Genomic DNA, 24,791 nt, shown 5'->3' on the forward strand with positions numbered 1-24,791 from the left:
CTGAGGCAGTTAGATGTTGCCCAAGACTATTAGCTATTCATCAAGAAAACGTTTTCCAAACAATCGCTGTGTAAGTCTCTTCATTCAGATGCCCGACGAAGGAGGGGTATCTGAACTGTTACATTTTTTGTAAGTCTGCTGGAAGGGACAGAAGAAGGGATTGAAGATCCTACCCAAAAAGGGAAAGGACGCTTTTTCTCAAAATTGTCTGAAGAGGAGATGGAGTGCTTATTTTCATCTGAATTCATTAAAGTGGAAAAAGAAAAAATTCTTAGTTCAAAACTGAATCAGTCATTTGTACTGATGGTTTTAAAGAATCAAGCATAAGATACTCCCATCCTTCCTTCACCCCATCATTGGTTTTAAACTTTATCCAATAAATAGAATCGAATAGAATATTACTAAAGATCACCGAGGGGTAATGTGTTATGAGAACAGTGACAGTTTACGTGAAGCATTATCTAACGGATCAAGGCAGGGACTTTTTTAAGCAGGTATGGTATCCTAAAGTCCTTTCAAGTGTGCAAAATCAGGACGGCTTCATTTCGTTGTCTTATGAAGAGAATATTGAAAGCCCGGATTGTATGGATCTGACACTCAAGTTCAAAGACGAAAATACTTTGAATGCTTGGATTGATGTGCCGGATCACGATGACTTAATTAAGGAACTGGATGAGTATCGTAGCAGGGGCTACTGGAAAGCGGTGTATACTACCGACGATGCTGCAGACCCTGCTAAACTAAACTGGGAACTTATCACTGTTTAACTTGCTTATCAACGAAAGGAGAGACGTAATTGTAAAGGCCTTCTCCTTTTAACAACTCGATGTATTCCGGTTTGAAATCTCTGCAGTTTACGATAAGCGCCTGTTCGGCCAGTGTATAATTAGATCTTTGAGAGGCATTTTCGTTGTATTCATACGCATTATCAGGAGTAGGATCGGGAACTTTTGCAAATCTTCGCAGCCATCTTGTAAAAACTTCAAAATCTAGAATAAAAGTACTGGTTACCGTGTCATCGGGGTTTTTAACTTTATGTAGTGACCATTCCATGAAATCTTTTGTTTTCAGTAAAGAGCCTTCAGGGTCGCTTGAAATGATAAATTCAATAGCTTTAGAGACTCTAGGATCATTGATAGGAATTTCCAAATCTTTTTTTTGCTGCTTGTAGAATTTTAAGAGTTTCAAAATAACAGCCCCTACCTCAATATGAGGATCTTTTCTTTCAGAAAGGATGAGAAGGATCTCTGCTAGAAGGATAGTCGAAAAGTTCTCAAAGTACTTTTTTGGTTTAATTTTTGTCAGGTTATCGCAAAAATTGATTAAGCTTTTATTTAAGACATACTTAAAGGCATCTTTTAATAAAATTCCCATATTTTCGTTTGAAAAATCTGTTCCTTCCGGAAAGATCTGCGAAAGATAAATGATTGCCGGATCATTATAGTCAGGAGGTGGTGAATCTGCGACTATTTTATTTAAGAGGGTTTTCTTTGAATTTTCTCCGATACTTGCAGGATCTTTCTTATAGGATTCCCACTCATTTACAGATTTTAGGGATGTTTGTCTGCTCAATTTAGCTAAAATGGCATTTACTTTTGGTACCGGCTTTGGTTTCTCTACAGGTTGCGTGACCTGTTCGGGAAGGGGTTGTTGCATAGGAGTCTGTCTAGGAGTATCTTTGGGAGATAATAGGTACAATATTTTTCTCGCATCTTCGCTCTGATCCTCTCTAAGCTTATTTTTCCATTTATTGTTTTTGCAGGCATTTGTCAGCTCATCATAGATCTTATTTACAGAGTGGGGAGGAAGGGGGCTTGCTATAAAAGGGAGCATCAGCATTTTAAAAGTGTGATAATTAAACTTATCTTCTGCATGTAAGGGGACAGGTTCAAAGTTCTCTATGAGCTGCCCATTTTGAATGACTTTTTTCACAAAACCGGCGATGGCTTGGTATTTTGTGGCATTTCTGTCGATCTTAAGAATGATCAGTATGGTGTCTATGATAGTTTGAGAATTATATGGAAGAGGCGCTTTTTGATAGTCTCTTTCAGGTACGTACCATCTTTTATTTTCATGGAGGGCTAATAATTTCAGTATGTTGGCATAATCTGCTTGTTCAAGCTCATTCTGCGTCTCCTTACGCAAATAGTTATTGAGGATAGAAATATATAAGGGGGTATTGAAGGAGTCTTCCTTTTCTAACCAATCAATTAGTTCGCTTTGAATAAGATGATTAACATTGTTAAATATATCTAGAATGACCTTTTCGTAGAGGATATTGTTTAAATCGATGTTTTTCCAGCCAATAGTATACTGTAAGAGGCGAACAACGGTATTGACTTTACCACATTCAGGTTCCCTTAAGGAACCCAATTTGATTTCAGCAAAAATCAGTCTGGTTTGGATGCGATTACATTTCTCCCCATTCTTATAGCGAGTCAAGGCTAACAGTTTATCTTTAGGTTCTTCTAACTCCATTGTAAAAGGAATCCTATTTACTAATGAAGGAGCGGAGCTAGGTGTTGAGCTGACTGTTTCACTTATACTCAGATTTGACTGCTCCTCTTTAGAATGTGCATCACTCGTAACAGGTGGAGTAAGACTTCTGGAAATAATAGGGCTATCTGCTTGTGTATGAATTACAGGAGGTGCTTTTAAATGGCTTGAGATTTCATGGATTATTTCTGAGGTCGTTTTGAAAATGTTAAAATGGATGAGATTATGGAGGCGGTCATTAAGGGCACAGACTGCCTTTAGAAAGAACCAATTAAGGGCACTTTTTACTTCCTTCCTATCTCCCATTACCTTAAGAGTGTTCGAAGGTGTATCGTCATTTTTTCTCAATTCCTTGAGGTCTATCTTGAACTGATTTCCGAGATAGGTGATTTGACGTAAGATCAGCGGGGAATACTCCGGATGAAGTTGGGGGGATTTCACTATTTCATGGAATACAACACATTCACCTGTACTGTTATTTACATAAATATAGCCTTTCTTCTCAGATATTTGTGAGAGTAAAGAAGCAAATTGTTCAGCGGAGCATCGAATTCCTGAGACCAAACTCATGGTATACCTTAGATTGGAGTATGTTATATGAAAAAGGGTGACAATTTATTTTTAAATTGTCACCCTCACTTTAGAAAGGCATTCTTAATTCTATGTCTTTTTTAAGCCACTATTTTTTTAACGAACCAATCTTTTTTATGAGGAGCGATGAGTCTATTGCTTCATCTTTGCTTTCCACTTCAAAGGTCACGGAGACGTCTGAGAGATTGACCAGTTTAATACTGTCATTAGCGTTCAAGGCATAAATCATGCTGCCTCTGTATTGTACGCGGTTATTATCTTCTAGGGGATAAGAACCTTTTGTGATGCTACCGGGAAGTGATTTTTCGCCATTTAATAATAGTCCGAAACTATATTCCTGTCCTCCAAGTGGGCTTACGAAATAGCTGATTTCGTAAATTCCGTCCTCTTCGATGAATATTGCACCGCTAGAAGCATCGTAGCTTAATTTTTCTTCAACTGTCGAGCTGCCAAAAATGAAAGTAGCTTTTGACGATAGCTCTTCAGAGGATGTGCTATAGTAGTAGCCGTAAGCAGATTCTACAGATTTTCCGGCTTCGCCTTGTGGGCCTTGAGGACCTTGCGTGCCAGATTCACCTTGAGAACCTTGAGGACCGGCTTCGCCTTGTGGGCCGGTTTCACCTTGTGGCCCTTGAGGACCAGCTTCACCTTGCGGGCCTTGAGGACCGGCTTCGCCTTGTGGGCCAGCTTCACCCTGTGGTCCTTGAGGACCGGCTTCGCCTTGTGGACCTTGAGGACCTTGTTCGCCAGGATTACCTTGCGGGCCTTGCGGTCCAGCTAGGGTTCCTAACTGATTGGAGATGCCGCTAGAATCTTCTGAACTGTTTGAACCAGGTGCCGGAGGGCCTTCAGGTCCGCGGGGTCCTCTTGGTCCTTGTGGACCTGGAGGGCCTGGACGCTTAATGGATCGTTTCATCACTTGTACTAGAGGGATGTCGTTGAGGATGGAATCATCAGTTGGACCGGCCGCGGAGACGAGGCTATAGGATCCAATGAGGACAGTCATGAGATACAGTGTTTTGTTCATAGGTACTCTTGTGTTGTGAAGCATTTCTAAAGCAATTTAAACTATGTATGAGTAAAGAATTAATATTCACTAGAAAAATAGATCACTATAGAGAACCTATCGGAGGATTTAAATTAAATATATTAATAAAGTGAACTTGTTGTGTATACAACAGAAATATTTAAATTTATAAGGGATCATTCCAATGGGACTAACAAGATTTTGTTTACTAGCTATCTCACTTTCACTCTTTGGCGCCACTTTGTTGCACGGCGATGAACTCTCCGATTTAGATCACTACATAGAAAAAGTGCGTATGGAGAAACAAGTTCCGGGGATTGCCGTAGCTATTGTGAAAGGAGATAAAGTAATTTTTGCAAAAGGTTACGGAATAAGGAAACTTGGTTTTGAAGGTAATGTAGATGAGGACACGATTTTTCAATTAGCATCTGTATCAAAAACTTTTACCGCTGCAGGGATTGGAGTTCAGGTAGATAAGGGTAAGTTAACGTGGGATGAAGAGGTAATACGGCATCTTTCCCCATTTGCTTTAAAGGAAGCCTATGCCTCTCGGTATGCTAATGCGCGTGATCTATTATCCCACCGTACCGGGTTGCCTGCTTTTGGAGGGGACCTATTGGGAAAATTAGGTTATTCGTCAGAAGAAATCTTGTATAGGGTACGATTTATTGAACCTGCGACAAGCTTTAGAAACATATCTTTTTATTCCAACGTGGGTTTCTTTATTGCGGGGGAGTTATTAGCTAAATTAGCTGAAAAACCTTATCAAGAAGCGATTAAAAGTACACTGTTGGTACCTCTTAAGTTAGAAAGAACGGGATTTGCAGATCGATTGCAAGATTCCAATACAGCCTATTCCCATGCAATCATCCATGATAAGGTGCAGGTTGTACCTTGGGATAACATTAGAGGATTTGATGCAGCAGGGGGGATAACTTCTACTGCGCGTGATATGGGAAGATGGATTGCAGTGCATTTGAATGGGGGTAAAGTGGGTGAAAGTCGGATTTTGAAGGCCGATACCGTAAAAGAGATCTTATCTCCTTCTATGGTAACAGAAGTGTCTTTTACCGATCTCCCCCCCATTAATGATGATTCCGGTTTGACCTATGGCTTAGGGTGGAACAACTATCACTATAAGGGCAAAATGATTGTTGAGAAGGGGGGTGCTTTAGATGGTGTCAGGACAGTCGTCACGTTAATTCCGGAGGAGAAGTTAGGTATTGTAGTTTTAGCCAATCTAAACCTTACTGTCGCTCCTGAAGCTATTAGAGGTAAGTTTTTAGAAACTTATTTAGGCAAAAGCAGTCAAGACCTTGAAAAGGAGATGAAGGCTAGGGAGGAAATGATCCAGCAGCTAGTAAGCGGCCCCGCCAAAAAAGGAAAACAGTTACCCATCGGTCATTCACTGGATTTGTACACGGGCCAATACTCCAATGAACTATATGGAAATTTCACCGTAGTAAATCAGGATGGAAAACTTTCCATAGATGCCGGTCCGGCAAAATGGAAGGGAAAATTGACTTCCTGGAGCAATGATACTTTTGTAATTACTTGGCCCTTGATCAATTCAGGTCATGAGCAGCTAACATTTACATTTGGTCCTGAAGGTTATGCTACACAAATTTATTTTGAGAATTTGGGTACATTTCAACGTGTAGAAAGTAATAAAGATTAGAGTATATGTCTAGGATTACAGAAAGAATTATAGCTTCATGCGAACATACAGCCAACCGGTTACTTGAGGGGGAATATGTTCCTTTGCTCACAGAACTTGCTGGAGTTTACAATATCTCGACAGGAGTTGTTTACTATACTGATGCCACTATAGAAAGGGTAGGGTTGCTTTGGAATTACTATAAGAGTAGTTCTGACGATGAAATGTATTACAGGCGTCATTTTAGATTTAATGAAATAGATATATCCGACAATGGCAGAAAGATTGTAAGGGGGATAAAACAGGTTTTACCTTCCTGTACTATGATTGCATTAACTTATTTGTATAAAACACATCTTAAGGATTAAAGAAAGTGGGCATGAACATTAGACTTCTTTCGAAATTCGCTTTGATTGAGAAAGTTGACGATTTTTGAGCAGATTTTTCGTCAAATTTTGAGAGAATATGTAATCATATGGTCGAAAAATTTGCCGATAAAGATGCTAAAAATGGCAATTTTAACATTCAAATGGAGTTTCGAAAGAAGTCTATTACGCATAATAAATCCAACTAGCCTTTAAAGTTGTTCTTACTCAGCTATAAGAGAAACGTTTACAGGGGTAAATAGATACCGATTCTCGTATACTCTATCGTTAGGCCTGCTCAAACACCATTTATCTGAACTTTTTGTAAGTGATACGAGGATACGATCCCCTATAACAAAAGGAATCCTGCTCGTTGTTTTCCAAATAGAATTATCTGAGAGGTAAACGTAGTATTCTTTTTCCCAGAACCAAGAATTTTCTAGAGGTACTTTTTCAATGTTGATCACTTGGGGATATACTGCCGGAGAATTTATGTTCAGATAGAATGTTAACATATCAAATTTTGTCTTAAAATCTGGTGTGTACAAAATGAGTTTTCTACCTGAAAAGTAGGTGAATAGCTCATTTCCGATAGCAAGCATTTTTTCAATTTCACCATAATTGCACCATTGATAATTCAAACGTGCAGTTGCCTGCGTATCATCGCTCAAAGTGAGATGGACGACGATACCTTTCATTTCATAGGAGTAATCCACAGACTTTACATAGCGACGGTACTGGTTTCCATCCACGGAAATGGTATCTGCACAAAGGTTCAAAGCGAAAGTAATGAGTAGCACAAGTAATAAAGTTATTTTGTTCAACATGATGCTTCTTTATATTTAAAGTGAATTTTTATTCTTTCGGCGTTAATACAACATTTATAGGGGTAAATAAAAACGGGCCCTCATATACACTTTTTCTGCTCAAACACCATTCATCATTATTTTTTGTAAGTGAAACTAGGATATGGTCTCCAATATTAAATGGAATTTTGCTGGTTGTTTTCCAAATGGAGTTATCGGAGAGAAAAAGGTAATATTCTTTTTTATAGAACCAAGATCCTTCAAGCCGTCTTTCTTCAATCTTGATCACTTGCGGAAATGAGTGGGATGTATAGATCTTCTGATAGAAAGATAATAGATCATAGGGTGAGTCACAAAGTTGAGAGTCTACTAATATTCTTCTTCCAAAGTTGGAGCGTAGGAAGATTTCAGTTCCTATAGCAAGCAACTTTTCCACCTTATCCAAATCATCAGACCTTTCATAATAAAAGCGAGCTATCCATTGGGTATCATCGCTCAAAGTGAGATGGACTACGATACCTTTCATTTCATAGGAGTAATCCACAGACTTTACATAACGACGGTACTGGTTTCCATCGATAGTGATGCCGTCAGATTGTATGTTTGTGCGGTTTTCAGCATGTATATTTGCTGTGAGTGTAAAAAGAAAAGCCAATAATAAAAGTAATTTATTCAACATAACTAACCATTAATTTTTTAATAAATATAATGGTTAGTTTGTATGATGGCAAGTTAATCGTTGGAGTTTTTAACTATACGTATCAAAAGGCATAGTAATAAATAGTCCCATAATCACCACTAAGGAATAGACAAACATATTGTATGCCCAGCGGGTATTTTGGTTATCCTTATTATCAAATCCTGTAATACATAGACCCATCCAACTTAATCCTAGCAACGATGCAAAAATTCCGTAAACATACCCGGTATATCCTGCAAGAGATAGGGAAACGGCAGAAACGATAAATGCTATGATATAGATGAGCATCTGCACTTTGGTCGCATACATTCCTTTCACTAGGGGTAAAACAGGAATTTGGGCTGCGGAGTAATCTTTTAATCGATAAATAGATATCGCAAAAAAGTGGGGCATTTGCCATAGCAACATGATCGTAAACAAAATTAAGGCACCTAAATCCAGTGTATTGCTTGCTGCTGCATAGCCAACGACAGGGGGGACTGCACCGGCAATACTGCCGACAATAGTTCCGTAGAAAGAACGGTATTTCAAAATGGCATACAACACCAAGTACACTATAAAGCCGGTAAGCGTGACTAAAACAGTTAACACATTGGTATAGTAACCTAATACAAAGATACCGATAATCCCTAATATAGCACCGAAGATAAGGGCATTTAGATTGGGGATGGCTCCTGTTGCTAAAGGGCGATTTTTTGTGCGGGCCATCTTTGCATCCATGGCCCGGTCTATGTAGTTATTGAAAACCCCGGCAGAGGCTATGACCAGGCCCAGTCCGATAAGGGTATACATAAACAATAGATAGTCTAAATGACCTTTGGAGGCTAGAGCAAATCCACCTGCAGTCGTCACAATATTGCCAAGGATGATGCCCGGTTTTGTCAGCATATAATAAGTTTTAAGCATTCTACTTTCCTTCTTGGGTCGGCATTTTCATATTTTCATCCATGTTGTAGTTTAAGTGATACATGATCCAGAACGTGCCGATGACAAGTATGAACATGATTAGAAGCATGAAGAGGAAAGAATATAGGTTCCATTGCGGAGAGGCTTCTTTTCCGATATGGAAGAAAAAGATCATCTGAACAATGAATTGAACGACAGCTAACCCTATGATCGCAAGGACAAGGTTCCAGCCTTCAAAAACATGCTCTGAAGCAAGATAAAATGCGGTCAATGTCAATAGTAGGGATAGGACAAATCCGAAGATATAGTCTTTTAATGTACCGTGGGGTCCAATTTTATTGAGGTCAATAGTTTCTGGGGGATGTCTCACTGCTATTTTACTCCCATTAAATACACAAAAGTAAAGATGAATATCCAAATAAGATCTAAGAAGTGCCAAAACAAGCTTAAGCAAGTCATTCGTCTAAAGGTAGGGTACGTTAGCCCTTTTCTCAGGACTTGATAGATCATGACCAAGATCCATAGCAACCCAAAGGTAATATGCAGTCCGTGGGTGCTGACCAGAGTAAAGAATGAGGATAGAAACGCGCTTTGCTGCCAGCTATGTCCTTCCTCTATCATATGGGTAAATTCCGTTAGTTCCATCGCTAAGAAGGAAGCCCCAAGGATAAAGGTCACAGCGAGCCAAATGACAACATGGTTGGCGTTTTTCTTATAGAGGGAAAGCATGGCCAAGCCGCAAGTAAGGCTGCTCGTTAAGAGGATCAAGGTTTCTACTAAGGCATAAGGTAGGCTAAAGATCTCTTTTGCTGTAGGGCCATCTGCAACACCTGTATGCAGTACGCCGTAAGTGGCAAAAAGCATCGAAAATAAAATACAGTCTGTCATTAGGTAAAGCCAGAAACCTAATTCGACTTTACGGTAGGTCTCAAGCTGCAGTTCAGTAGTGTTATGTGCATCTGCTTTTCTGACGGTCATGCGGGTCTATTCCTTTTAGAAAATTCGATCTTCTTAATTTTCTCTACGGGGATGAATGTGTCGGTGTGGTCGTCTGTAAGACGGATTATTGCGCAGATAAGGATGGCTAAGAAGCTTACAATCACTAGCCACCAGATATGCCAAATAAATGCGAAACCGAAAAATAATGCTCCTACCCCCATGTACATACCTATAGCCGTGCTTTTAGGCATATGGATTTCATGTATTTCCTGATGCTCAGCAGGATAGTTGCCGCTCTGTTTCATTTGCCAAAAAGCATCACGTTCGTGCACTTCGGGGATCACAGCGAAGTTATAAAAGGCAGGAGGGGAAGGTATAGACCATTCCAATGTTCTGCCATTCCAGGGGTCACCCGTAAAATCTCTATTCGTTTTACGTTGAACAATACTTACAATAAGCTGCAAGTTCTGCAAGATGACACCGATAATAATCAATACGACGCCTAGTGTAACGACAAGGTAGAATGGCTGCCATCCCGGATTGTCGTAGTGATCTATACGGCGGGTGGCGCCCATCATCCCCAAGATATATAGAGGCATGAAAGCTACCAGGAAGCCAATAAACCAAAACCAAAAGGCGTAAACACCTATTCTTTCATTCAGCTTGAACCCGAGTAATTTAGGGAACCAGTAGGAGTAGCCTGCAAAAAAGCCGAATAAGACTCCTCCGATGACCATAGAATGGAAGTGGGCGATCAAAAATAGGCTGTTATGAACTTGGAAATCTGCTGGAGGAATGGACATCAGGACGCCGGTCATGCCCCCGGTAGAGAAAACAAAGATGAAAGCTAAAAACCAAAGCATAGGTGTTCTGAAATGTATGCGCCCCCGATACATGGTAAAGAGCCAGTTGAAGATTTTAACACCTGTAGGGATGGCGATCAGCATTGTCATGATGCCGAAGAATGCATTGACATTGGCGCCCGCACCCATCGTAAAAAAGTGGTGCAGCCAAACGATAAAGGAAAGGAATGTGATGGCTATCAAAGCCCATACCATAGAGACATAGCCAAAAAGGCTTTTCTCTGAAAATGTGGAGACTACTTCTGAAAATATGCCAAAGGCGGGAAGCATAAGGATATAGACCTCCGGATGTCCCCAAGCCCAAATCAAATTGACGTACAGCATCGGATTGCCGCCTGCCTCTGAAGTAAAGAAATGCATGCCAAAAGTCCGATCTAACGCTAACATAGCTAAGGTAACAGTTAGAATAGGAAATGCGAAGATAACGAGGACCATGCTGTTTAAAGCACTCCAGGTGAACATAGGCATTTTCATTAACGTCATTCCGGGGGCGCGCATCTTTAGAATGGTCACAATAAAATTGATGCCTGACATCAAGCTACCTATGCCTGCAATTTGGACACTCCAAATCCAATAATCTACTCCCACATCGGGACTGTACTTCAAGCCTGACAAAGGGGGATAGCTCAGCCAACCACTGCCGGTGAAATTTCCTATCATCAAAGAAACATTCACTAAGATAGCTCCCACACAAAATAGCCAGAAGCTTAGGGCATTCAAAAAGGGAAAAGCAACGTCCCGGGCTCCTATCTGAAGAGGGATTATGATATTGAGCAACCCAAAGACTACACCCATTCCCACAAAAAATATCATTGTAGTGCCGTGGGCGCTAAAGATCTGCTGAAAGTGCGATGAAGATAAAAAGCCATATGAATCACCCACGGACAGTGCGAGTTGGGCACGCATCATTATCGCATCGACAACACCCTTAAATAGCATCAGAAGGGATACAATAAGATACATCCTTCCGATTCTTTTGGGATCTAAGGAAGTAAGCCATTTAAACCATAGTCCTCGCCATCCGTTGTAATAAAACAACATGGCGGTAATGATGATAGCGGCAATAATTATTCCCACACTGACGCTAGCTTCAATTCCATCGTGCTGGAATGCTTGAAGAGATAATTTTCCGAAGGGTTCCATTTAGTTACTCTGCATCTTTGGCTTGTTTAGACGCTGTGGTTTGGGGTTGATCCCCTGAGTGCATGGGAAGCATGACAATCCATTCAAAGAGGTCTGGTTTGTCTAACACAAAAGAAGCGACCGGATTGTTTTTGGAAGGTTCTGCAAGATTCTTGTAGGAATCGACATTAAGTTTTTCGGTAGATTTTTTCACGTCTGCAACCCATTTGTTGAAGTCTTCCTCAGAGCTTGCTTGAGCTTTGAAAGTCATTCCTGCAAAGCCCACACCGCTGATGTTTGCTGAATAGCCGCTGAAGAGGCCTTGTTCATCTGCAATCAGATGTAGCTTGGTTGTCATCCCAGGCATAGCATAGACCTGCCCTCCCAGCTGCGGAATCCAAAAAGAGTTCATGGGGGCATCAGCGGAAATCTCAAAATTGATAGGGGTTTTTTCAGGAAACTGAATGAAATTTACAGTGGCAACATTTTGTTCGGGATAGATAAAAAGCCATTTCCATTGCAAGGCGACGACTTGGATACGCAGCGGTTTTGTCTCGCTTTGTAGCGGGCGGTAGGGATCTAGTTCATGGCTGCTTTCATAGGCATAGACTGAAAGAATGGCAATGATGATAAAGGGAAAGCCCCACCAAACTGTTTCAGCAAGAATGCTATGATTCCAATTAGGATCATATTCAGCTTTGGTATTTCCGGCGCGATACTTCCAGGCTACATATACAGTTAAGATGAATACCGGGATAACGACGATAAGCATGAGGGCTGTTGCTATAAGCATCAGCTTTTTTTCTTTGAGTGCGATGATACCTTTGGGGTTCAACATCGCTATATAATCGCTAAAGATAAAAGGAAGGACGCAAAAGGCTATTGCTATCAAAAATAGAGCGAGAAGGAAGAAGAAATATTTTTTGCTCATCTTTAATTAGTCTTTGCTTACAGTTTAAAATATTTTCTTGTTTTTACCTCACTCGATTTTAGCTGTCTACTCTAAAGTGATTAGGATTAAATAGTCTTTGCTTAGGGGATTAGTTAAAGGGGAGTAACGTGTTTTGGGAGGAAGTGATTTCCCATTTACCGTTGTTATTGACAAATACATGGGAGAAGATTCCTTCCCGTTTTTGCCCCGGTGCGTGAGGGGTATTACGACTACGGAAACCTTCTACTCTCCAGTGAACGATTGCGATAACAAAGCCGGGTTTGACTTCACGCAATTGAGTAGAAAGGACTTCAAAGACAGACCCTTTTAAAAATGTTTGCAGTATACGTTGGTGTCTTTCCTCAATTTCCGCTTTGCCAATAAAATGCATGCCGTAGATGTTTACAAAGTCTGCTTCCTCGGTATAGTTATCGGCGAATCCTACTCCTTCATGATGATTCCACGCATCGACGTAACTGTTGATCACATCGTGTATGGCATGGCTTTGCGTTTCTTCCAAACCGGTTAAGGATTGGACAAGGACTAATAGAAGTAGGGAAAGTTTATAAATAGTACGCATAGGAATGTTTTGTTTCATTGGTTTATATTCTATTGGCTTCTAAAAATAGTATGACTAGTTCTGCAAAGTGTTTGTAGTCCTGTGAAAGGAAATCATGTCCTGCACCGGGAAAAAATGCTGCCCAAGCAAAGGGAATTCTATTAGCTACTGTCTGGACGTTTTCCGGACTATCCAAGACGTCCATGAGTCCGCCTGCGACAAGAGTGGGGGATTTAATGGTAGGCAATTTATCATAATATTCTTCGCTCTCATCCCAAAGCTGCAATGCACGTACCTGTCGTATGATAGTTTCAGCTTTAACATTGATATCTTCCGGTACCCTTCCGTCAATGACGGCTTTGGTGATACGCTCCACGAAGGATTTAGATGCCTGTTCACCTTCCATTGTTTTGGGGAAGATCAGCGATAACCCTTCTTCTTGTGAAAGTGTTTCGGCTGTTAGTACCTTATAGTCGTTGTCAGTACGTTTGGATTGGTGCTGTCCTCCCGGATTGGGGGAGCAGAGGATGAGCCCATTGACAAGCTCAGGATAACGAATGCTTAGGTCTATAGCAATTCTGGATCCCATAGACCAACCTAGTACGTGGACTTTGGAGTAGCCGAGTGCTTTGATAAGCCCTGCAGTATCGTCGGCCATTTGGTCGATAGTGGTCATATCTTGTTCTGTATCAGAAGAAAGGCCTACACCTCTGTTGTCAAAGAGAATCAAGGTATATTTTTTTTCTAGAAGTTCAAGCAAAGCTGGATCCCAGTAGGACATGGTGCCTCTGAAGCCCATGATCATAAGAAGGGGGTCGCCGCTTCCTCTTGTGTAATAAGCGAGTTCAACTTCACCCACATCTGCATTATGCACACTCAGTTTGCGGTCGCATCCTGAAATGAAAACTACGCAGGCAAGGAGGGCCAGCAGTGGAGAAATAGTTTTATAGTACATAGAGCCTTTTTTATATAATTTCCTTATATATAAACAAAAAAAATAAATTAGCAAAGTAAGAGAAAAGAATGTCTAACCCCACTGCTAAGTCAGTTTTTTATTTCGCTGTTTGTTTTATTTCATTCTTGTCGCAGCTTTTGGCCGATCCTCAAATAGAGATAGTTGAGAGATTAAACAAGTGGCCAAAAGCATTTAATCAGAGGAACATCCGAGATGTATGCGGTTTGTTTGCTTCAGATCTAGTAGCGGTATATCCTGGTACCGCTGACCGCAATTATGCTGAGATGTGCAGCCATCTTTCTAAAATTTTAAATGATCCTAGCAAGGATTTTCAGTATCAAGAACCTGAAATTGAACAAGTTATTCTGAGTGAGGATGTTGCAATCGTAAGGTTGATATGGACATTGAACATTTCTGAGAAGGGTAAAGTGGGGGCTATTCAGATAAAGGAGAAAGGTCTGGATGTTTTTAAAAAGCAGCCCGACGGAAGCTGGAAAATCTCCATCTCCTATGCATACCCATTAGAATAGGCTGAGGAGGAAGGTTTTTCTTCCTCCTCATTATCTCTGCTATCCAAAAGGAGCTTTCGGCCAGGCAAAGTCTTTGGGGAGTGCTTCTGCGTGGTCGATTTTTTCTTTTAGTTTTACATGCAGCCTACGGGCTTCAGCGGCATTTTCCGGTTTGACAGTTCCGTGTAAAAGGTTCTTTAACTGACCTGGATCATCTTTGATATTGTACATCTCATATTCAAAGTTGGTAGCATTCTCTGAATAGTAGACAGCATAGGTCCAATCACCTTCGCGCAGAGCACGGATATGTCCTCCCGGAACATCATCCGGTAAGAAGAATACGTCGTCGTAAGTGAACAGAATAGAATCCTGCACTGAAGCAGCAGGGTTTTCCAATACGGGAACGACGCTTGTCCCTTTGCCAAATTTCTTAAAATCTGGAACCTGGGCTAGTTCTGCAATCGTGGGTAATAGATCTAAATGGCAATAGAAGGCATCCGTCGTTTTTGCGGAGGGATATAGTTTTGGATTAGATACGATGAAGGGGATATGTGTCACTTCCTCATAGACTGTGTAGGCTTTTTCCCTCATTCCATGGGAAAGGCCTAATTCTCCGTGGTCTGCCGTCCTAATAATGATTGTATCTTCACGGAGGCCAGCAGCATCTAACGCATCTAAGACGGAGTTAACTTTACTATCCGCCAGTTTAGTGAGATAAGCATAAAAGTTAATATATTCTTTCTCTTCGTTCTGATTTTTAAGTGGAGATTCTTTGTTGAAGGCATTGCGTGCCTTAAGCTGTACTGAAGGCTTGGTTGTTAAGTCGTCATTGTAGTTTGGAGGTAGCGTAATACCTAAATCTGCAAATTCACTTTTATCATAGCCTGCATCTTTCCAGTGCTTGGGGTAGACCCAGACGTCATGGGGATTAACAAAAGAAATGAACATGCAGAAGGGTTTACGTTCTTCAGGAGGCGTTTTAGCTATACTATCAATATATTCTAAGATACTTCCTCCAAAGCCAGGCGTTTGCTTGTCATCCCCTGGGGTCATCCCTTCTAAGTAACGGCCATCATTATTGGCCCATCCGCCGCCAAGCGTTTTCAGACCATTGTATGTAGTTCCATCACTCTGTTTGATGTTTTCTGTAATAGCAGTACCTGCATCAGGCGGATTCCATTTGTAGAGGTCGTACCGTGTTTGGATATTGGCTATGTCCTTTTCGGTCCATGCATGGCCGCCTTCTAATGGGGAGCTTAGATGCCATTTGCCTTTCCATACAACATCATACCCGGCATGGTTTTTCAGCACGGAACCGATATCTGTAAGTTCGTTATCTGAAGGCAGTCCTTTCCCTTCCGGTGGCGTACGGGGGACTTTGTTAATAGGGTAATGCTCGCCTGAGTAGATGACTGCACGGCTAGGGGTGCATTCACAGGCGGCTGTATAGGCCCTTTTAAATGAGAGTCCATGCTGCCTAAGGCGAGCATTGGCTTTAAGATTTTTCTCGGCCCAATCAGCCGGCCAATGTGTGGGATAACGTTCCTGATCTGACAAGATCACGATAATGTTAGGTTTCTTATTCTTGAAAGTCGCATTTTGTTCGTTCTTTTCATTTGTTTCAGATTTTTCATCGACTGAGCTGCAGCCTAGCAATGCGAACAGGCAGCAGTAACTTAGCCATTTTAAGCCTTTTCCAGGGACGCGAAACATTTTTACCCCATTTATTGTGAAGTGGAATTTTTTTCAAAACTTCTTTCTTTCTAACAAATTCTAGAAAAAAAATGTAAAGTAATATATTCAAAATCGAATAAACCTAGTCATAGAATGAGGTAAAAATGCGTCATCTTTTATTATTCTTATGCGGATCTTTGGCGCTAAGTAACCTTTATGCAGAAGAATATGCGGCTAATACGACTGTTGCAGCCCCCCAGCAAAGCAACGTCTATTATCCAAACGCAAACACGTATCCACAACAATCCCAAGTTGTAACTCCTATCCGCCGAAGCAGCAGTTCCAATAATATGGAACAGAAGTGGAGAGACTATCAAAATTATAACGTACAGCCTAACTCAGTCAACTCAGACTATTACCCTGTTTCAAATTACAACTATTATCAGAATTACGGCGTACCTCCTCCTGGGCAGGGAGCTCCACCGGCTTACAATACGTACGCTCCTAATTCCTACCAAACCAACACCTATGTTAATCCCAATTACCCTAATGCCAACACTTACCCCGCCGCAAACCCCAATTACACCAATCCTCCTAATACCTACCAGGTGAACCCTAACTATACAACGCCTCCTCCTCCTAATACCTATCCAAACACGACATACCCAAGCTACAATTCTCCTAACAATGCTTATCCCAACAGCAATGTTAATGTTCCTCCGAATCAAAGCGGTTATTACAGTCCTTCCTATGCCCCTCCGCCTGGCGGGTACGGTATTGGCCCTAGCCAGCAGCAAGGAGCTATTTTGCGTAATTTTGATCAATTAAGAAATAAGACGCTCAATAGCGATCAAGGTTCTTACCAGCCGCGGGGGCAGATGACTCAAACTGACAAGGTCAAATTTCGCGCTATCCAGCAGCAAGAAGAGCTGATGAAACGTCAATTAAAGCAACAAGAAGGGCTTAGCCGCTAACTACATTTTTAACTAAGGTTATATATGAAAAAAATAGCCCTTGAAGAGCATTTCGTGAATGATGATTTTCTCCCTTATACTAGCAAGGCTGATTTCAAAGTCATGGATGCAAAAGACGTTGAGGATTTTAAGACACGCTTGCTAGATATAGGAGAGATACGTATCCAAGAAATGGACAAAGCTGGCATCGATATCGCGGTTCTATCCCTTACAGATCCCGGCTTGCAAGGTGAACTTGACACTCCGACCGCCCTCAAACTAGCTCCAAAAGTTAATGATTATTTAGCAGAGAAAATCGCCGCTAATCCCAAACGTTTTAGGGGATTTGCACAACTGCCGATGCAAGACCCCAAAGCAGCTGTAAAGGAGTTAGAGCGCTGTATTAGAGAGCTGAAGTTTGTGGGAGTGCTGGTCAATGGCCAGACACAGGATAGGTATCTGGACGAAGAAATCTATCACCCTTTTTGGGAAAAGATTCAAGAGCTGGATGTCCCTGTGTATATTCACCCAGGTAGCCCGCTTATTTCTCCCCATAGTTACAAAGATCGTCCTGAACTTAATGGCGCTTTTTGGGGGTGGATGGTTGAAACGGCAACACATGCCCTCAGGTTGATTGTCAGTGGAACTTTTGATCGTTTTCCAGCTGCAAAAATTATTTTAGGGCATATGGGTGAAACTCTCCCTTTTCTTATTTGGCGCTTTGACAGCCGTTGGAAAATCCTAAAACATGACAAACCGTTAAAAAAACTCCCTTCTCAGTATATCAGAGAAAATATTTACATTACCACCTCCGGAGTATGCTCTAATAACTCCTTGATTTGCTCTATTAATGAAATGGGTGAAAATAACGTGATGTTCTCTGTGGATTATCCATACGAGTCATCTGAAATCGCTGCTCAATTTATTGAAAAAGCTACTATTTCCGAATCTGTACGTGAAAAAGTTGCTTATAAAAATGCTGCACGACTCCTGAAAATCACTGAGTAGTAATAATGAGAATGCTTATTGCAGGGGGATGGGAAGCAACTCAACTACGCGGCGCCGCAAACGCTAAAGCTAAACAACTTTTGAAGTTCTGTCTCTGTCCCTTCGAATGGCTATCTACTTAATCTAAAATTCTTGTTAACATTCAATTTATTTGTTGCAGGAGTGTTAGATGTCTTCAGAAAATACCAGTTCAGACATCCTTCTCTATAACGGCACTTTCATAACGCAAGATGATACGCTACCGATAGCAACGGCTTTAGCAATCAAAGGCCAAAGAATCTTATGGGTGGGCGAACAGAGCGAAAGCCGTGCATGGATAGGACCGGGAACACGCGTTATTGATATCAAAAGAGCTTATGGCTATCCAGGTTTTATAGACTCCCATGCTCATATTTTGCATCGAGGCAAAACGCTAAAATTCCTTAACCTGCAGGCGATGAATAAAGCCACACTTTTGCAGAAAATCTCATCACATGCTCGTACCTGCGCTCCGGGTGAATGGATAGCAGGAACAGGCTGGGATGAAGCGGAGTGGCCCCATCCTAGAAGACCGCATGCTGCTGATTTAGATGCAATAGCTCCGCACAACCCTGTGGTTCTGATACGTAAAGATACTCATCTAATCTGGGCCAATTCAAGCGCACTAAAGGATTGCGGGATAGATGCAGAAACTCCCGATCCGGTAGGGGGGATTATAGAAAGAGACCGCGACGGAAATCCAACCGGTATATTGCTGGGAAAGGCCATTCACCTTCTTTACTCGCGGCTTCCCCCCTTAAGTTTGGAACAGTCGGAAGAATTGATCTTAGAAGTATTAAAAGAATGCCTGCAAAAAGGCATCACGATGGTGCATGATGCTTCAGTCTCGGATAAAGAGGCGGAAGTATATAAGTTTTTGGCTTCCCAAAACGCCCTGAAAGTGCGTATTTATATGATGGGTGCTATCAGATCATTAGATGACCTTTCACATTTCCTACAGCCGCAGACCTATTCGCCTTTTCTAGAGATGCGCTGCCTAAAGCTATGGATGGACGGTGCGTTAGGATCTAGAGGAGCCGCACTTAAGAAAGCTTACCAAGATGACGCCAGCACAAATGGTCTCCTCTATTGGAACGAAGCGGATGTTTTTTCAGTCATGGAGGCGGCCAAATCGCGTGGTTTTCAAATGGCTGTCCATGCTATAGGAGATCTTGCCAACCACCAAACTTTGAATCTTTATGAGAAGTTAGGCGTGGAAGCTTTGCGCTGGCGCATTGAACATGCACAGCTATTACAGCCAGAAGACGTTTCTCGCTTTGGCCAAGAAGGTGTAATTGCATCTATGCAGCCATTGCATGCCATCGATGATATGCCTTGGATTGAAGAGCGGATTGGAAATCAAAGATGCGCAGACCAGGCTTTTATGTGGCGGGACCTTTTAGACACGGGTGCAATAATAGCAAGCGGCTCGGACGCGCCTGTCGCTGATTTTAATCCCCTTTGGGGAATCCACGCCGCTATTACCCGCCAGGACCATCAAGGCTTGCCTGCAGATGGGTGGTATCCCAAGCAGAAAATGACCCGAAACGAAGCTATCAAAAGCTATACACTCAATGCAGCTTACGCCTGCTTTAGAGAAAATGAATTAGGTTCGCTGACGAAGGGAAAGTTGGCGGATATAGTCATACTTCCTGAAAACTTGATGACTTGCGATCCAAAAAAACTATTGGACATGCAAGTTATAGGTACTTTCGTTAACGGCATCCTTGCCTATTCTTCAGGCCTAAATCTTAGGGAGTAGCCGGAAGGAACTCGAAAGGTTTAGCCTCTACCAAATTACCGCTGGCATTGCCTGAATAATAATGCCCTCCGGCAATCTTCAGTTTTAGGACGGAAGCGCCTTTGCTAAAGTTTAGCTCTGCTAAAGGAATCCAAAACACATTGGGAGAAGTCGATGAATCAAAATAGTAGATTAAGCCCTTATGATCGGTAATCGTCCTCCACAGGGTTGAGGCAATATTAGGTTGATTGGGTGTAGTGATTCCTAATGGAACGCTGACACTGCGCATGATACTTAACACGCTAGCAACAGCTTGGAATTCGAATTTTTTTTCTGGGACAGCATTAATGAAGTTTGGATCGATCTTTTTAGGGACTGCATTGAGGAAGAAAGATGCTCTAGCAAAACGGTCTGCAGCTCTGTTAGTTCCTGGTAGAAATACTGTCCCGCCAATATTTTCCCAGTATGAATTGAGTGCGAGCTGCTGATTATAGTAAGGCGAGTTAGTCATCACAGTATACTCTTTGCCATGGTGAACAACAAGTTTACCTTCAACATACTCAAAGATTGCCGAGTCGCCAGTAGGATCTGAAAGGGATAGATGCAGTTGTGCCGGTTCGCCGTTAGGTATGGTCGGTGCTACAATTTGGAATGAGTTTTTTTCTAACTCTGTGACTGCTTCGGCAACGCTATCGAAATTATCTAGCACATACTGTGCCCACAAACTAATCGAAAGTATCGGTTTGGAATTGTCAGGTTTGCCGTAATCCGATTCCGCTAAATAGAGGAGATTAGCTGCTAAACCTTTTTCGTTCACACCATCGGCGGAGGCTACGTTATAGCCTGCTGTAATCACACTGCCATATTTGGAAGTCCAGGAAAATGAACGGGAATGCCCTCCGCTGCTGCGGTCCATTCCGCGTGGGAAGACCCAAATATCAGAATACATATCTTCAGTCCAGTCCATAGAACGGCCTGTGATGACAGTATTTTCATCTCCGGTATAAAGTACGCGGGTACATGCATCAGCTGGCGTAATGGCAAGGAAAGACAAAGCAGCAAATAAAAATATCTTTTTTTTGAAACTGTCTATGCAACGCATTGTACTTTCCTTGTTGAAATATTAACTTTACTGTTTTGTATTCGATAAGATAAATAAAATCAATTCATTAGGGCTTTTCCCCATACAGATTCATTGAAGCCTAGAAGCCCAAAATCCTTGCCCAGCAAAAAGGGGCGTTTTACTAACATTCCATTATGTGAAAGCATTTTCAATGCGGAATCCAACGGCATGGAATCTAATTTAAGGTTCAGCTGCATTTCCCTGTAAAGCTGCCCTGAAGTGTTGAAAAGTTTTTTTAAGTTTCCGTTTTGGAATTGCAACATCTTCTGCAAGTCTTTTACATTCGGGGGAGTAAGTGTAATTTCTTTTTGTATATAGGCACTCTTTCCTAGTTTCTGATCTAAAAAACGCAGCGCTTTCTGACAGGTGGAACATTTGCTATAAACATAAATTGTAATTTTATTTTCCATTTTATTTCCCGGATTTTACGTTAAGGTAACTAAGAGTATATTATTGGGGTTTCCTATGTCAAAAAATCTTGAAGGTAAAGTTACTAGAAGTCCCTTTAGGGTGTGTAGGTATCCCCGAAGAAATAGCAAAAGCGGCATTATTTCTAGCATCAAGCGACAATAGTTACGTGAATGGAATAGAGCATTTTGTCGATGGCGGCCTCGCACAAATTTAATCCCACAGCTGTGCAAACACGGGATTAATAGTATTAATATTGAGCTTTATTATTAAGGCAGTTATGATGAAGTTGTATTTTTCCATAACGGAGAAGAGAGATGAATAGAAAATATTTTGCAAATTATAACCTAGATGTTTCCTCAGCATGGTCCCTTTCTACATGGTCCATCGTTTCTACTTCTCTTCATTTCCATCATCATTCTCATTAATTCAATCCTAAATAATTTTTTGCCCTTTGATTTTTAGGGAGCTAGTCCTCACCTAAATAGCATCACTAGGCAGTATTTTTTTTTTGCTTATTTAAAATTACATTTTTTGGAGAACTTTTATGTTCAAATCATTTGCGTATATACTCGCATGCTTGACATGTGTATTTAGCGGCTTGCAAGCCGAAAATCTTGTGGTGGGTACCACGACAGCTTATGCCCCTTTTGTCAGCTTAGATGAAAAAGGAGAAATGGTGGGCTTTGATATCGATATTGCAAAAGCATTAGCGGCCAAACTCAACAGGAGACTTGTATTTAAAGACTTGGGAAGTATGCCCTCGTTGATGCTTTCACTAAAACAAGGGAAGGTGGATTTATTGATTTGGGCAATTTCTATCACAGAAGAACGGCAAAAACAAATGGAGATGGTTTTCTACCAAGGGGAAACCATAACAACCATGCCGCTTATTTTTTGGAACAAAATCCCCGATGGCGTTTCTAGTATTCAAGATTTAGCCAATGATCCTAAAAACATCGTGTGTGTAGAAGCCGGTTCTTTTCAAGAGAGCTTCGCGCAAAATGTAAAAGGGCTGCGCCTTAAACAGGTAGACAAGGTGTTGGATGCTATGATGGAAATCCGGTATGGCAAGTCTACTGCTATCCTTGTAGATAGCTCGCTAGTGGCGACTCTGCAGAAGCAATTTCCGCAGATGAAAGTGATGGAGATACCGTTACCGCAGTCCGAGCAATCCTTAGGAAATGGAATTTGCATCCAAAAGAAGAATCCCCAATTAGCTGTGCAGGTGCGTGCTGCTATTGACGAGTTACGTCGAGAAGGGGTGATTGCAGAGCTTGAGAAAAAATGGAATCTAGAGGGGAAGTGAAAAATGGAAATATTCTCCTTTGATTTGATCCTGCGTTCCATGCCCCTTTTAGCAAAAGGGGCATGGCTTACCCTGCAGATACTTTTAGCTGCAGGTGTGCTGAGCCTTGTATTAGGCAGTTGTATGGGGATTATGACTTGTGAACGTTTAAGACAGCGTTTTCGGGTGTTACCGTGGATTCTAGAAACATTCACTTTTATCCTAAGGGCCGTACCATTTTATGTTCAGCTATTGATTGTCTATTTTGTCCTGCCGGATATCTTGCAAATTGATTTGGACGCTATGACAGCTTCTATTTTCGCTTTGGGGGTATGCTCATCCGGCTATATGACCCAAGTTATTCGCTGCGGTATTAATTCAATTCCTATAGAGCAATGGGAACTAGCGTCTACTTTGGGATATACTACAAAAGAGTGTGTGCGCTTTGTTATTTTACCTCAAACTCTACGCAACATCCTTCCTGCTATGACGAATGAGCTGGAAGCCTTGCTTAAGAGTACCGCTATCCTCTCCTCCATCGGATTACTAGAATTGACCCGTGTGGGAATGAATATCGTTTCCAGAGAGATGGAACCGTTAACGATCTATTTGACGCTTGCCGTATTTTATATCGCATTGTCAGGGGGAATAACACTTGCAGCCAGACTGCTTGAAAGGAAGATGAATTATGTTAACGCTTAAGAATATTTCACTGTTCAAGGGAAGAAACCGCGAGCAAATTTTAGACAGCATCACAGTGGAGATGAAGAGAGGGAGCATTACCCTTCTATTAGGAAAAAGCGGATCCGGGAAAACATCCCTACTACGCTGTATTGCACAACTGGAAAACAGCTATGAAGGGGAAATATCCTATGATGGGCAGGCGCTTAACAGCTTAGATTCTAAATCGCGGGCACGTATCGTGAATTATATAGCACAATCCTACCCACTTTTTCCGCACATGACAGCACTCCAAAACTGCGTAAAACCTTTAGAATTGATAAAAGGCTTCAGCAGAAGGGACGCAGAAGAAAAAGCGATGCAAGTTTTAGATTCATTAGGAATGGGAAATTATGCAAATTCTTACCCGCATAACCTATCCGGAGGACAAAAGCAACGCATAGCGATATCCTGCGCTCTAGCCTTAGATTCGGATATCTTTTTATTTGATGAGCCTACCTCTGCCTTGGATCCGCAGAATACGGAGCTCCTTAGCCATCTGATCCAGAACTTACGTAAAGAAGGAAAATGCATCGTCATATCTACGCAGGATATGTCATTTGCTTCACAACTTTTGGACAAAGCCTATCTTTTAGAGAACGGAAGAATGGTCGATAGCTATCCTTCCACCGAAGTAAGCTCACAGATTTTACATTTTATTAAAAACTAATGCAAAGAAGCTGATTTAATTTTAAATGCCTTCTCGGAGTTGTCGAAGAAGGCGTGCACAAGTTCTCCATGGTAAGGTATGAACCCGTTAAATAATGCCTCTGGAGATGCTTTAGGAGTGTAGTGAAATAGTAAAGCTGTTAATTCGTCTTTTATTTTTTGATCTAATTGTTTAGAGCAAATGAGCAGAGGGGAAGGAAGATTATCCACTTTACCTAAGATTTCTGTCTTTTCAGCATTTTCAGGTAATTTATGCCAAATATCTTCCTGAACCATTGTAGCGTCGATTTCTCCTGCTATTACCGCATCCACCTGTCGCTGCCAAGCGCCTACTTCTTGTAATTTTGAAAAGAAATTATCGATGGAGTAATGATTTTGCCATAATAGAATAGCCGGTGCGAAATAGCTGGAGGTGCAAAATAAATTTATATAACCCAACCTTTTATCTTTAAGCTCATCCAAGGAGTTGATATTACTTTTCTTTGAAACCACCAGCACGCTACTAATATGACTGGTTTGGTTGGCAGTGAACAAAGCATTCGCTACAGGAGTATAGGATTCGTTGTTCCTTAAATAATAGTAGTTCGCAGTAGGAAGATAGGATAATCCGATGGGATTTTGCTGCAGGTCAGCAGTCATTTTCTTCATATCGAGGTAGTGATTCAGAACAATATTATGTTTGTTGAAAAACGCTTGCCATTTTGGATCTTCAATAGGGAAACCAAGATTTTTATCCAAAGCGAAAATGATTTGTTCACGCATC

26 protein-coding genes are annotated in these 24,791 nt (G+C 41.4%); 11 read left to right on the plus strand and 15 right to left on the minus strand.

Features of this window, described 5'->3' with window-relative positions; translation table 11 throughout:
* The first annotated feature begins 428 nt into the window (after nt 1-428).
* Nucleotides 429-767, plus strand: a complete 339-nt coding sequence (locus tag WC222_06840) for a hypothetical protein (protein ID MFA6916095.1) — start codon at nt 429-431, stop codon at nt 765-767.
* Here WC222_06840 and WC222_06845 read toward each other — a convergent pair.
* Together WC222_06845 and WC222_06850 are read right to left on the minus strand one after the other, a co-directional pair.
* Complete coding sequence (locus WC222_06845) at nt 757-3,066, minus strand: hypothetical protein (protein MFA6916096.1); 2,310 nt, start codon at nt 3,064-3,066, stop codon at nt 757-759. The genes WC222_06840 and WC222_06845 overlap by 11 nt on opposite strands.
* Nucleotides 3,067-3,175: 109 nt before the next feature.
* The gene (locus WC222_06850; GenBank protein ID MFA6916097.1) at nt 3,176-4,114 is read right to left on the minus strand and encodes a hypothetical protein; all 939 of its coding nucleotides are present in this window, start codon (nt 4,112-4,114) and stop codon (nt 3,176-3,178) included.
* A gap of 184 nt (nt 4,115-4,298) precedes the next feature.
* Here WC222_06850 and WC222_06855 point away from each other — a divergent pair, with 184 nt between their 5' ends.
* Nucleotides 4,299-5,792 (plus strand): serine hydrolase, encoded by a 1,494-nt coding sequence (locus tag WC222_06855; protein ID MFA6916098.1) that lies wholly within the window; start codon nt 4,299-4,301, stop codon nt 5,790-5,792.
* Between the two features lie 5 nt (nt 5,793-5,797).
* A complete protein-coding gene (locus tag WC222_06860; protein ID MFA6916099.1) occupies nt 5,798-6,139 on the plus strand; it encodes a hypothetical protein in 342 nt (113 codons plus the stop codon).
* 221 nt (nt 6,140-6,360) lie between these two features.
* Here the strand turns inward: WC222_06860 and WC222_06865 are convergent, their stop codons facing one another.
* The 9 genes from WC222_06865 to WC222_06905 all read right to left on the minus strand — a co-directional run bounded on the left by WC222_06865 (nt 6,361) and on the right by WC222_06905 (nt 13,917).
* The gene (locus tag WC222_06865) at nt 6,361-6,963 is read right to left on the minus strand and encodes a hypothetical protein (GenBank protein ID MFA6916100.1); all 603 of its coding nucleotides are present in this window, start codon (nt 6,961-6,963) and stop codon (nt 6,361-6,363) included.
* Between the two features lie 28 nt (nt 6,964-6,991).
* A complete protein-coding gene (locus tag WC222_06870; protein ID MFA6916101.1) occupies nt 6,992-7,621 on the minus strand; it encodes a hypothetical protein in 630 nt (209 codons plus the stop codon).
* 69 nt (nt 7,622-7,690) lie between these two features.
* Complete coding sequence (gene cyoE, locus WC222_06875) at nt 7,691-8,548, minus strand: heme o synthase (protein ID MFA6916102.1); 858 nt, start codon at nt 8,546-8,548, stop codon at nt 7,691-7,693.
* A 1-nt stretch (nt 8,549) separates the two neighbouring features.
* The gene (gene cyoD, locus WC222_06880) at nt 8,550-8,918 is read right to left on the minus strand and encodes a cytochrome o ubiquinol oxidase subunit IV (GenBank protein MFA6916103.1); all 369 of its coding nucleotides are present in this window, start codon (nt 8,916-8,918) and stop codon (nt 8,550-8,552) included.
* Nucleotides 8,919-8,920: 2 nt separating this feature from the next.
* A complete protein-coding gene (cyoC, locus tag WC222_06885) occupies nt 8,921-9,526 on the minus strand; it encodes a cytochrome o ubiquinol oxidase subunit III (GenBank protein ID MFA6916104.1) in 606 nt (201 codons plus the stop codon).
* Entirely contained in the window at nt 9,523-11,493 is a 1,971-nt protein-coding gene (gene cyoB, locus WC222_06890; protein ID MFA6916105.1) for a cytochrome o ubiquinol oxidase subunit I, read from the minus strand. The genes cyoC and cyoB overlap by 4 nt, the downstream gene beginning before the upstream one ends.
* 4 nt (nt 11,494-11,497) lie before the next feature.
* Complete coding sequence (gene cyoA, locus WC222_06895) at nt 11,498-12,403, minus strand: ubiquinol oxidase subunit II (GenBank protein MFA6916106.1); 906 nt, start codon at nt 12,401-12,403, stop codon at nt 11,498-11,500.
* 109 nt (nt 12,404-12,512) lie between these two features.
* Nucleotides 12,513-13,001: an SgcJ/EcaC family oxidoreductase gene (locus tag WC222_06900; GenBank protein ID MFA6916107.1), complete on the minus strand. Its 489-nt coding sequence runs from the start codon at nt 12,999-13,001 to the stop codon at nt 12,513-12,515.
* A 4-nt stretch (nt 13,002-13,005) separates the two neighbouring features.
* Nucleotides 13,006-13,917, minus strand: a complete 912-nt coding sequence (locus WC222_06905; protein MFA6916108.1) for an alpha/beta hydrolase — start codon at nt 13,915-13,917, stop codon at nt 13,006-13,008.
* 68 nt (nt 13,918-13,985) lie between these two features.
* On the opposite strand from WC222_06905, the gene WC222_06910 reads away from it, so the two are divergent.
* Nucleotides 13,986-14,447 (plus strand): nuclear transport factor 2 family protein, encoded by a 462-nt coding sequence (locus WC222_06910; protein MFA6916109.1) that lies wholly within the window; start codon nt 13,986-13,988, stop codon nt 14,445-14,447.
* Nucleotides 14,448-14,486: 39 nt separating this feature from the next.
* Here WC222_06910 and WC222_06915 read toward each other — a convergent pair whose 3' ends face one another.
* Nucleotides 14,487-16,139, minus strand: a complete 1,653-nt coding sequence (locus WC222_06915) for a sulfatase-like hydrolase/transferase (protein ID MFA6916110.1) — start codon at nt 16,137-16,139, stop codon at nt 14,487-14,489.
* Between the two features lie 125 nt (nt 16,140-16,264).
* Here WC222_06915 and WC222_06920 point away from each other — a divergent pair, with 125 nt between their 5' ends.
* From WC222_06920 to WC222_06930, 3 genes are all read left to right on the plus strand, one after another.
* Nucleotides 16,265-17,074, plus strand: coding sequence for a hypothetical protein (locus WC222_06920; protein MFA6916111.1), 810 nt, complete (start codon nt 16,265-16,267; stop codon nt 17,072-17,074).
* Between the two features lie 24 nt (nt 17,075-17,098).
* A complete protein-coding gene (locus WC222_06925; protein MFA6916112.1) occupies nt 17,099-18,061 on the plus strand; it encodes an amidohydrolase family protein in 963 nt (320 codons plus the stop codon).
* 169 nt (nt 18,062-18,230) lie between these two features.
* A complete protein-coding gene (locus WC222_06930) occupies nt 18,231-19,841 on the plus strand; it encodes an amidohydrolase family protein (protein MFA6916113.1) in 1,611 nt (536 codons plus the stop codon).
* On the opposite strand, the gene WC222_06935 is transcribed toward WC222_06930, so the two are convergent.
* Nucleotides 19,831-20,922, minus strand: a complete 1,092-nt coding sequence (locus tag WC222_06935) for a linear amide C-N hydrolase (protein ID MFA6916114.1) — start codon at nt 20,920-20,922, stop codon at nt 19,831-19,833. The two genes, WC222_06930 and WC222_06935, sit on opposite strands and share 11 nt — an antisense overlap.
* A gap of 59 nt (nt 20,923-20,981) precedes the next feature.
* A complete protein-coding gene (locus WC222_06940; protein ID MFA6916115.1) occupies nt 20,982-21,353 on the minus strand; it encodes an ArsC/Spx/MgsR family protein in 372 nt (123 codons plus the stop codon).
* 68 nt (nt 21,354-21,421) lie between these two features.
* On the opposite strand from WC222_06940, the gene WC222_06945 reads away from it, so the two are divergent.
* From WC222_06945 to WC222_06960, 4 genes are all read left to right on the plus strand, one after another.
* Nucleotides 21,422-21,568 (plus strand): SDR family oxidoreductase, encoded by a 147-nt coding sequence (locus WC222_06945; GenBank protein MFA6916116.1) that lies wholly within the window; start codon nt 21,422-21,424, stop codon nt 21,566-21,568.
* A 330-nt stretch (nt 21,569-21,898) separates the two neighbouring features.
* Nucleotides 21,899-22,660, plus strand: coding sequence for a transporter substrate-binding domain-containing protein (locus tag WC222_06950; protein ID MFA6916117.1), 762 nt, complete (start codon nt 21,899-21,901; stop codon nt 22,658-22,660).
* A 3-nt stretch (nt 22,661-22,663) separates the two neighbouring features.
* Entirely contained in the window at nt 22,664-23,341 is a 678-nt protein-coding gene (locus WC222_06955) for an amino acid ABC transporter permease (GenBank protein ID MFA6916118.1), read from the plus strand.
* On the plus strand, nt 23,328-24,029 hold the full coding sequence (locus WC222_06960; protein MFA6916119.1) for an ATP-binding cassette domain-containing protein: 702 nt from the start codon (nt 23,328-23,330) through the stop codon (nt 24,027-24,029). The genes WC222_06955 and WC222_06960 overlap by 14 nt, the downstream gene beginning before the upstream one ends.
* On the opposite strand, the gene WC222_06965 is transcribed toward WC222_06960, so the two are convergent.
* Nucleotides 24,026-24,790 (minus strand): PhnD/SsuA/transferrin family substrate-binding protein, encoded by a 765-nt coding sequence (locus WC222_06965; protein ID MFA6916120.1) that lies wholly within the window; start codon nt 24,788-24,790, stop codon nt 24,026-24,028. The genes WC222_06960 and WC222_06965 overlap by 4 nt on opposite strands.
* Nucleotide 24,791 lies beyond the last annotated feature (1 nt).

The organism is Parachlamydiales bacterium, assembly GCA_041671045.1.
Lineage (GTDB): Bacteria > Chlamydiota > Chlamydiia > Chlamydiales > JABDDJ01 > JABDDJ01.

Bases quoted from the DNA above. Each gene is read 5' to 3' on its own strand.
- WC222_06840 (MFA6916095.1), top strand. From the start codon at position 429: ATGAGAACAGTGACAGTTTACGTGAAGCATTATCTAACGGATCAAGGC.
- WC222_06845 (MFA6916096.1), bottom strand. From the start codon at position 3,066: ATGAGTTTGGTCTCAGGAATTCGATGCTCCGCTGAACAATTTGCTTCT.
- WC222_06850 (MFA6916097.1), bottom strand. From the start codon at position 4,114: ATGAACAAAACACTGTATCTCATGACTGTCCTCATTGGATCCTATAGC.
- WC222_06855 (MFA6916098.1), top strand. From the start codon at position 4,299: ATGGGACTAACAAGATTTTGTTTACTAGCTATCTCACTTTCACTCTTT.
- WC222_06860 (MFA6916099.1), top strand. From the start codon at position 5,798: ATGTCTAGGATTACAGAAAGAATTATAGCTTCATGCGAACATACAGCC.
- WC222_06865 (MFA6916100.1), bottom strand. From the start codon at position 6,963: ATGTTGAACAAAATAACTTTATTACTTGTGCTACTCATTACTTTCGCT.
- WC222_06870 (MFA6916101.1), bottom strand. From the start codon at position 7,621: ATGTTGAATAAATTACTTTTATTATTGGCTTTTCTTTTTACACTCACA.
- cyoE (MFA6916102.1), bottom strand. From the start codon at position 8,548: ATGCTTAAAACTTATTATATGCTGACAAAACCGGGCATCATCCTTGGC.
- cyoC (MFA6916104.1), bottom strand. From the start codon at position 9,526: ATGACCGTCAGAAAAGCAGATGCACATAACACTACTGAACTGCAGCTT.
- cyoB (MFA6916105.1), bottom strand. From the start codon at position 11,493: ATGGAACCCTTCGGAAAATTATCTCTTCAAGCATTCCAGCACGATGGA.
- cyoA (MFA6916106.1), bottom strand. From the start codon at position 12,403: ATGAGCAAAAAATATTTCTTCTTCCTTCTCGCTCTATTTTTGATAGCA.
- WC222_06900 (MFA6916107.1), bottom strand. From the start codon at position 13,001: ATGAAACAAAACATTCCTATGCGTACTATTTATAAACTTTCCCTACTT.
- WC222_06905 (MFA6916108.1), bottom strand. From the start codon at position 13,917: ATGTACTATAAAACTATTTCTCCACTGCTGGCCCTCCTTGCCTGCGTA.
- WC222_06910 (MFA6916109.1), top strand. From the start codon at position 13,986: ATGTCTAACCCCACTGCTAAGTCAGTTTTTTATTTCGCTGTTTGTTTT.
- WC222_06915 (MFA6916110.1), bottom strand. From the start codon at position 16,139: ATGTTTCGCGTCCCTGGAAAAGGCTTAAAATGGCTAAGTTACTGCTGC.
- WC222_06920 (MFA6916111.1), top strand. From the start codon at position 16,265: ATGCGTCATCTTTTATTATTCTTATGCGGATCTTTGGCGCTAAGTAAC.
- WC222_06925 (MFA6916112.1), top strand. From the start codon at position 17,099: ATGAAAAAAATAGCCCTTGAAGAGCATTTCGTGAATGATGATTTTCTC.
- WC222_06930 (MFA6916113.1), top strand. From the start codon at position 18,231: ATGTCTTCAGAAAATACCAGTTCAGACATCCTTCTCTATAACGGCACT.
- WC222_06935 (MFA6916114.1), bottom strand. From the start codon at position 20,922: ATGCGTTGCATAGACAGTTTCAAAAAAAAGATATTTTTATTTGCTGCT.
- WC222_06940 (MFA6916115.1), bottom strand. From the start codon at position 21,353: ATGGAAAATAAAATTACAATTTATGTTTATAGCAAATGTTCCACCTGT.
- WC222_06950 (MFA6916117.1), top strand. From the start codon at position 21,899: ATGTTCAAATCATTTGCGTATATACTCGCATGCTTGACATGTGTATTT.
- WC222_06955 (MFA6916118.1), top strand. From the start codon at position 22,664: ATGGAAATATTCTCCTTTGATTTGATCCTGCGTTCCATGCCCCTTTTA.
- WC222_06960 (MFA6916119.1), top strand. From the start codon at position 23,328: ATGTTAACGCTTAAGAATATTTCACTGTTCAAGGGAAGAAACCGCGAG.
- WC222_06965 (MFA6916120.1), bottom strand. From the start codon at position 24,790: ATGCGTGAACAAATCATTTTCGCTTTGGATAAAAATCTTGGTTTCCCT.